A 6,214-nucleotide genomic window follows, 5' to 3' on the forward strand; every position below is an offset into this window, starting at 1 on the left:
CAGGGTCGGCAGATCCCGTTGAAGGCACCAGGCCAGTCAGGCGTTGGGCCAGACCCCAGCGGGAGGCGCTCACCTACATCATCACTGTCAGGCGTTGTGACGTCATCTGCCAACTCGAACAGGAACGGAAGGCTTGCCGTCGTGCACGGGTACACATCGCCTTGGTGGTGGATTGCGCCGTAGAACCTACTGAGAGCCTTACGCCGCTCCTCCGAGTCCGAGGAAGCCAGCGCCAGCAGGAGCGCCGGGACCTCCTCAGCCGAGCCGTACGCATGCCCCATCGACGCCCAGTCGATGTCATGAAGTCCGCTGAACATACGCGGCACTATGCCCGGCCGCACTGACACAATGACCGTCCTCACCTGGGTTGGTGGTGGAGGGGCATCCCGCGGGATAAGGCTTCTCTACGTAACGCTCAGGACCGGCGAACAGCAACCCGCTCGGACCTGCAGCCTCAAGCTGGAATGGGCTCACCGTGAATGCGTGGACCTGTTCGGTCCCGGGGCGTGGCCACTGGGTTTTCGTGAGGAAGATCTGTTGTGTGGTGGCTTTGCTGCGAGGTGCTTGGTGATGGAGTCCGGGAAGTCTTCAAGCGGCGCTGTTGCCTGCCGGTGTGCTATGAGATCTTGACCGGTGGTTCTCTGGTTCGTGTGAATAACCTGGATTGCGTTTCGTAGGAGAGCTGCTGCGTTGCGCCCTTCGGATTCGGCGACTTCGTAGCGGTTGTGTAGGTTGATGGCGCGGTTGTGCCATTTGGGGGAGTGGGGGTAGCGGGGGTGGTTCAGGTTGTCTTTCTCGATGGCGATGATGACGGCTGCGTCGCGGCTGGCGGCGCGTCGGTGGTGGGCGATGGTGTTGCAGGCGTCGAGGGCTTTCAGAGAGGCGACTGCGATCTCGGCTGCTTGTGCTGACGTTGGTGCGAGTTCATCGAGTGGCCTGATCAGGTAGGAGCTGCGAGGGGACGGGCGCCAGTCGGGGTCGCTGTAGACGAGACGCCCGAGCCTGACGATCAGGTCGCTTGCATCGATTGAGATCGCGCTCTCCGGAGGGCCGAAGTAGCCGGGGAGGCGATTCCAATGTTTGACGACGAAGCGCCATTTCAGTCTGGTGCGGTTGACGGCCATGGCGGTTTCTTTGAACTTTGTTTGCGGGTCGTCTTCGTGGAGTTCTTGCAGTCGTCGGGCCAGGCTGAGGATGAGTTTGTGGTTGATATCGCTGGTGACTGCGGCTGCGGTGGCGAGGTAACGCCAGGTCGCGACACAGGCGGGCGTTTGCGGGTCCTTGAGGCGTTGGACACTGGCGTGGATTCCGTTGAGGAGTTCGATGAATCCTTCGCCGGGCTGGGGTGGAATACGTTCTGGTGTGGTCCGGAACGGGACGCCGGATGCGAGTTCGATGTTGTGCTGGCCGAATACGCGGGATATGACTGCGGCCCGCAGGAGAGGCCCGGTGGTCTCCGCGGTGGAGGTGGCGGTCTGTTGGGCGAGGTGGGCGCAGGTGGCGGTGTATTCGGCGAGGTCGTCCATGAGGGAGCGGGCTGTGTCGGTGGCGTTGATGACGGTGGCGTTGTCGGAGGCCGGTTGGTCGGGGGTCGTGGGGAAGTGGGAGGCCAGGAGGTCGAGGCCGCATCCCAGGGCGACTGAGACGGACCGAAGCGTCCCCGCGAGCTCCGTGGCCGGCATCTCGGTGGCTGCGGGGGCGCCGAGGGCGAGCTGGGCTTCGCGGAGCAGCGCCGCACTGCGGCGGGCGGCGTCCCGCACCCCCTGTTCGTCGGGATGCGGGACGCCGAATCCGGTGGCGATACGGTCGTGGTAGCGGGCCAGGACGGCGGTGAGGCGGGAGATCTCGGCGGGGATGGCCGGATGCCGGGCTTGCGCGTTGATGTCCGGTGCGTTGAGTGTTCGTCTGAGTTCGGTGAGGTGTCGGCGGGCGAGGCTGGTCATGTCCCCGAACGTCGCCACGGCTGCCTACCGGAGGGCTTCCCGGAGTCGGCTGGCGTGCAGGGCCGCTTGAAGGCAGGCCATCTTGTCGTCGGGATCGGCGGCGAGTTCGGCGGCGCGGACGAGGTTCTGGGCGACCTTGCGTGCCAGGTCGAACAGGGCGTCGGCGGTGGCGCTCTCGGCGTCGTGGTCGGAGGGGACGGCGGCGTGCAGGGATGGAGCCTGCTTGAGGGCTCGGTGGGCTTGGACGGCTTCGCCCTCGGCCAGTCCCCAGGCGACGAAGCCGTCGGGTTCTTGGGCGGCGAAGGAGGTGATGACGCGCTCGGTGTGGGCGAGGTCGTTGAGCGCGGCCGTCATGATCTCGGTGAACCAGGTGTGCCGGACTTCTTCGTGTTCGCGTTCGTGAGCCATGGAATGGTTCCTCCGTCCGGGCGTTGCTGCGGGTTCTGCGCGGTCAGAACGGCTCGGTGCGCTCGGTCTCGCCTGGAGGCGAGACCGAGGCCGTTCTGCCGACGCGGGCGGCGTTGACGATCTTCGGGTTCAGCGCCTTCAGGAGTTCGGGTGCGGGCACCCCGCTCCAGGTGCTGAGCGCGGTGAGAAGCCTCTGGCAGTCCTGGCGCAGGGTGGCTTGGACGGGCAGGGCAGTACCGGGGATGCGCCTCGCCAGGTCGATATAGGCAGATTCGGCCTGGAGCGCGCGGGTCACGGTCCCGAGCGTTGTGCTCGTCGCGGGGAAGGACGAGGCGGGCGCGAGCCTGGCGGCAGGTTCGTCGTAGACATGGGTGACGCCCGGGACGGCGATGAGGAAGGTGCGGCCATCGGTGGTGTCGGTGGTGACCCAGCCGATGATGGTCCCGCACCGGTCGCCGTGGTGCGGGAGGCGTACGTGGTCGCCGATGCCGTAGAAGGACTGCTCGGCGGCCTCGTCCGCGTGGATCGACCGGCCGGTGTTGATCACGCTGGAGAAGCTGAGCCCACGCCGTCCGGCGTAATGCTCCAGGTCGCAGATGAGCGCGGCCATGAGCGCCGAGGCGTAAAGCTGGTCACGGTGGAGAAGTGAGGGCTTGCCGGGGAAAGCGGCTTCCTCGTAGCCCTGCAGGGCCTTGGTGGCACGGGAGAGCTGGCTGGTGGCGGCGTCGTTGGTCATGGTCACCTCAATGCTGCGTGGACGTGTCCGGCGTGGTGGGCGGCCCGCAGGCAGGCCATCCGGTCGCCAGGATCGGGTGTCTTGGACGCGACGTTGACGATCGCCTCGGCCACGACCAGGACGAACCTGGCGATGGCCGCGGCGAGTTCTTCCACGTCGGGATTGGCTGAGGCGGGATGTTCTGGACTGTTGAGCGTGGGCGCGGTGGACAGCGTCGCCCAGGCGCTCGTGGCTTCGGCCCGGGCGGTCTGGTAGCCGGGGTAGATGTGGGCCGGTGCCATGTCGGCGAGGTGCGCGGTGGCGCGCTCGATGACCTCCAGACCGGCGAAGGCGGCCGTGAGCAGGGCCGGAATGCTGTCGGCGGATCGGATCTGCTGGGTGATGTGCTCGAAGTGCTGCCTCACACGGGCCTCCCGGGCATAGCCGTCCCAACCTCGTTAAGTAACAGCAACATGTTTCATTGATTGAAGTTGCTGCAAGGTCAGTGTGGACGCGTGGTGGTTGAAGGTCAACGATCGTGGTGGAGTGTCGATGTTGTTGATTTGAGTTATCGGGAAGGTGTCTGCCTTCGAGGGTGGGATGCGGGTTTCGAGCCGGAACCGGGTGACTCGGACGGGTTGTCCCCGAGCCGCTGGGCGATGGGCGTCGGGAAGCCCTGGGCGGCGAGCCTGCCGGGGCTGGGCTCGTCCCCGTGCAGTCGTCCGTGGTCGGGGACAGGGAGCCGTTCGGAGACCCTGCTGAGGACGAGGTCGGTGACGCCGAGGCGGTCCATGCCGGTCCAGGACACGAACGAGTCGAGGAGAGCGCGGTGGTCGCGCAGGTCGTCGGCGTTCGGATGGAGGCCGTGCACATCGGCGAGTGCCGTGCGAGTCGCCGCCTCGAGCAGCAGGCCCTCGGCGTGGAGAGGGGTGTTGATGACGCCCTTCGAGGTGCTGGTGGTCGGGAACGGGGGCGCCGGCTCGAGGTCGGCGGCGATGACACGTTCGCTGTTCTTGTCCCCGATGAAGTGCACGTAGTACTCGGGGACGCCGTCGTCGGGATTGAGCATGCCCGTGACGGCCCCTCGGGTCGGGCGGCCAAGCAGGACGGCTTCTTGGGCGGCAGGCCCTTCCAGTTGGACGGGTGCGCCAATGGTGAACGCGTTGGCCTGCCGTTTCTCCGTGTGGAAGTAGCCTTGCGACTCGCCGAGGATGTCGCCGAAGTCCAGGCCTCGTCGCTCGGCGTAGTGCATCAGGTCGACGAGGAGGTCGCCGAGCAGGTCGCGGGCGTGGGCGTCGCTCGTCCGGTGGTCGAGGTGTCCGGTCTCCTCGAACAGTTGCTGGAAGGTGTCGAGGATCGTCGCTGCGAACTCGGCGAACTCTTCGGGTCCGGCATTGGCCATCGTGCCTCCGGATATCGGTGCGGCGTTTCGGGGCTACGGGTGTCGCTTGGCCGGTTGGCCGGGGGCGGGCGACGGTTTCGGACTTGCCTGGAGTGCGGGTTCGTCGGCTTGCAGGGTGGTGGCGAGGTCGTCGGGGAAGGCGGTGGCGGCGAGTTCGGCGGGGGATGACGCCCGCGGGTCGTCGTCCGCGGCGTGCAGGGTCTTCCAGGCGATGTGGCGGAGGTGGCGGACGACGGTGCCGGGTGTGGTGCCGGACCAGTTGGCCAGCGTTCCGGATAGTTCGGCGAGGTCGGCCAGCGCCTGCGGGTCGGAAGCGGAGCCGGTCGGGTCGCGCAGCATCTCGGTGGACAGGGCGATGATCGTGGCCTCGACTTCGGTGGCGGAGTGGGCGATCCCCGTGGTGCGGGTCGGGACGAGCGGGATGGGCACGGCGGGCCGCAGATCGGACGTGCGGGCCTGCAGGGGTTCGGCGAGCCCCGGGACGCGCACCGCGCACGCGTCCTGGCCGGTCGGGGACGCCTTCAGTTCGTCGATGAACCCGCGGTACGCCGGGGCGCCGTCGGGTTGACGTCCGCTGCGGTACTCGACCTCGGCGTTGAGCCGGAACCGGTCGGGCAGGGCCATGGCGAAGCTGTCGCGGTCGGCCCGGGCTCGGACGAGCTGGTCGATGAAGTCGACGGTGTCGAGGTCGTTGTGTTCGGCGTAGCGGAGGAGGTCGTGGACGAGTCCGTGGATGAGGCCTTCGGCTTCTGCTCGGCTTTCGCGGTGGCTGGTGGTGAGGCGGGGGAGCAGGTGCTGTTGGTAGGCGTCGAGCGCGAGGAGGGCGGCGTCGATGCGATTGGGCATGCGGATCTCCAGAAGGGACGGTCGATGGTTCGTCGATCGGTGGCTCAGGCGTCGGCCGGGACGGCGTCGTCGGGAAGCCAGCCGAAGGGGACGGGGACCAAACGTGCCTCGTGCGGGGCCAGGTGCTCGTTCTCGGTGCACTGGTAGAAGGGCCCGCGCGGGCCGAGCAGCACCGGGAGCTGATGGTCGAGGTGGTCGCGGTACCACAGCGCCATGCCGGTGGCGCCTTGCAGGCGCATGGCCTCCCACGCGTACCAGAGCGCGGTGAGCCGGGAGATCGCTTCGCCGTGGCGCCACCACTCGGCGCACCAGCGGAACTCGCCGCCGAGGGTGCGCCGGTAGAGTGGGATGAAGTGGTGCGTCACCCAGCTCGTGAGAGACGGGTACAGCGGTTCGGGCTGGGGATTGGGTGCGGGCATCGGACCTCCAGGAGTGCGTGTGCGTGCATGACAGGGCGTCCCTTCGAGGCGTGGGGTTCTACTTCTCGTAATGTCGGCGGGCGGCTTCGGCGATGGCGGCGTCCGCGGTCTTGATGGCCTGGTTGATGGCCGTGGCGTGCGGCCCGGCGTACCAGGGGCGCAGCCGGACGAGCGCGGGCTTGGTCCCGGTGGCGAGTAGCAGTGCCGTGCCGGTGGGGAGCGCGCGGATGTCGGAGGCTTCGAGGATTTCCTGGCGGCGCAGGGAGATCTGTTCGCTGGCGCGTCCGTCGCTGTAGGTGATGGAGCGGACGGGGACGTCGTGCTGGCCGATGAGGGTGGCCAAGTCGCGGACGAGCCGTGGCGAGTCGATGCCGGCGCCGATGAGCTTGCGGGTGGCGGCGCCCCAGAGGGCGGCCATGCCGGGTTCGCCCCAGACGGTGACGCCCTGTTCGTAGCTCTGCAGGATGGTGACCGGGATGAT

Annotated in this window: 8 protein-coding genes and 1 pseudogene; all 9 read right to left on the bottom strand. The window is 67.7% G+C overall.

Annotation, left to right across the window (positions count from 1 at the left end; genetic code table 11):
* Positions 1-317 (bottom strand): annotated as a pseudogene (locus AB0L25_RS40770) (hypothetical protein); the annotation flags it as partial.
* 153 nt (positions 318-470) lie between these two features.
* Positions 471-1,943: a hypothetical protein gene (locus AB0L25_RS40775; RefSeq protein WP_500178984.1), complete on the bottom strand. Its 1,473-nt coding sequence runs from the start codon at positions 1,941-1,943 to the stop codon at positions 471-473.
* Between the two features lie 24 nt (positions 1,944-1,967).
* The gene (locus AB0L25_RS40780) at positions 1,968-2,351 is read right to left on the bottom strand and encodes a hypothetical protein (RefSeq protein ID WP_500178985.1); all 384 of its coding nucleotides are present in this window, start codon (positions 2,349-2,351) and stop codon (positions 1,968-1,970) included.
* A 43-nt stretch (positions 2,352-2,394) separates the two neighbouring features.
* Positions 2,395-3,087 carry a hypothetical protein gene (locus AB0L25_RS40785; protein WP_500178986.1) on the bottom strand — a complete coding sequence of 231 codons (693 nt, stop codon included), beginning with the start codon at positions 3,085-3,087 and terminating at the stop codon, positions 2,395-2,397.
* Between the two features lie 2 nt (positions 3,088-3,089).
* The gene (locus tag AB0L25_RS40790; protein ID WP_500178988.1) at positions 3,090-3,491 is read right to left on the bottom strand and encodes a hypothetical protein; all 402 of its coding nucleotides are present in this window, start codon (positions 3,489-3,491) and stop codon (positions 3,090-3,092) included.
* A 143-nt stretch (positions 3,492-3,634) separates the two neighbouring features.
* Entirely contained in the window at positions 3,635-4,468 is an 834-nt protein-coding gene (locus AB0L25_RS40795; RefSeq protein WP_500178989.1) for a hypothetical protein, read from the bottom strand.
* A gap of 33 nt (positions 4,469-4,501) precedes the next feature.
* On the bottom strand, positions 4,502-5,314 hold the full coding sequence (locus tag AB0L25_RS40800) for a hypothetical protein (protein WP_500178990.1): 813 nt from the start codon (positions 5,312-5,314) through the stop codon (positions 4,502-4,504).
* Between the two features lie 44 nt (positions 5,315-5,358).
* Positions 5,359-5,733: a DUF4913 domain-containing protein gene (locus AB0L25_RS40805; RefSeq protein WP_500178991.1), complete on the bottom strand. Its 375-nt coding sequence runs from the start codon at positions 5,731-5,733 to the stop codon at positions 5,359-5,361.
* Positions 5,734-5,791: 58 nt separating this feature from the next.
* Positions 5,792-6,214 (bottom strand): TraM recognition domain-containing protein (locus AB0L25_RS40810; protein ID WP_500178993.1); only part of this gene is annotated, 423 nt, incomplete at its 5' end.

Origin of the sequence: Spirillospora sp. NPDC052242 (assembly GCF_040679555.1) — a bacterium.
In the GTDB taxonomy this organism is placed as follows: domain Bacteria; phylum Actinomycetota; class Actinomycetes; order Streptosporangiales; family Streptosporangiaceae; genus Spirillospora.

Coding starts and splice junctions, on each gene's coding strand:
- AB0L25_RS40805 (WP_500178991.1), bottom strand. CDS start 5,733: ATGCCCGCACCCAATCCCCAGCCCGAACCGCTGTACCCGTCTCTCACG.
- AB0L25_RS40785 (WP_500178986.1), bottom strand. CDS start 3,087: ATGACCAACGACGCCGCCACCAGCCAGCTCTCCCGTGCCACCAAGGCC.
- AB0L25_RS40775 (WP_500178984.1), bottom strand. CDS start 1,943: ATGACCAGCCTCGCCCGCCGACACCTCACCGAACTCAGACGAACACTC.
- AB0L25_RS40795 (WP_500178989.1), bottom strand. CDS start 4,468: ATGGCCAATGCCGGACCCGAAGAGTTCGCCGAGTTCGCAGCGACGATC.
- AB0L25_RS40780 (WP_500178985.1), bottom strand. CDS start 2,351: ATGGCTCACGAACGCGAACACGAAGAAGTCCGGCACACCTGGTTCACC.
- AB0L25_RS40800 (WP_500178990.1), bottom strand. CDS start 5,314: ATGCCCAATCGCATCGACGCCGCCCTCCTCGCGCTCGACGCCTACCAA.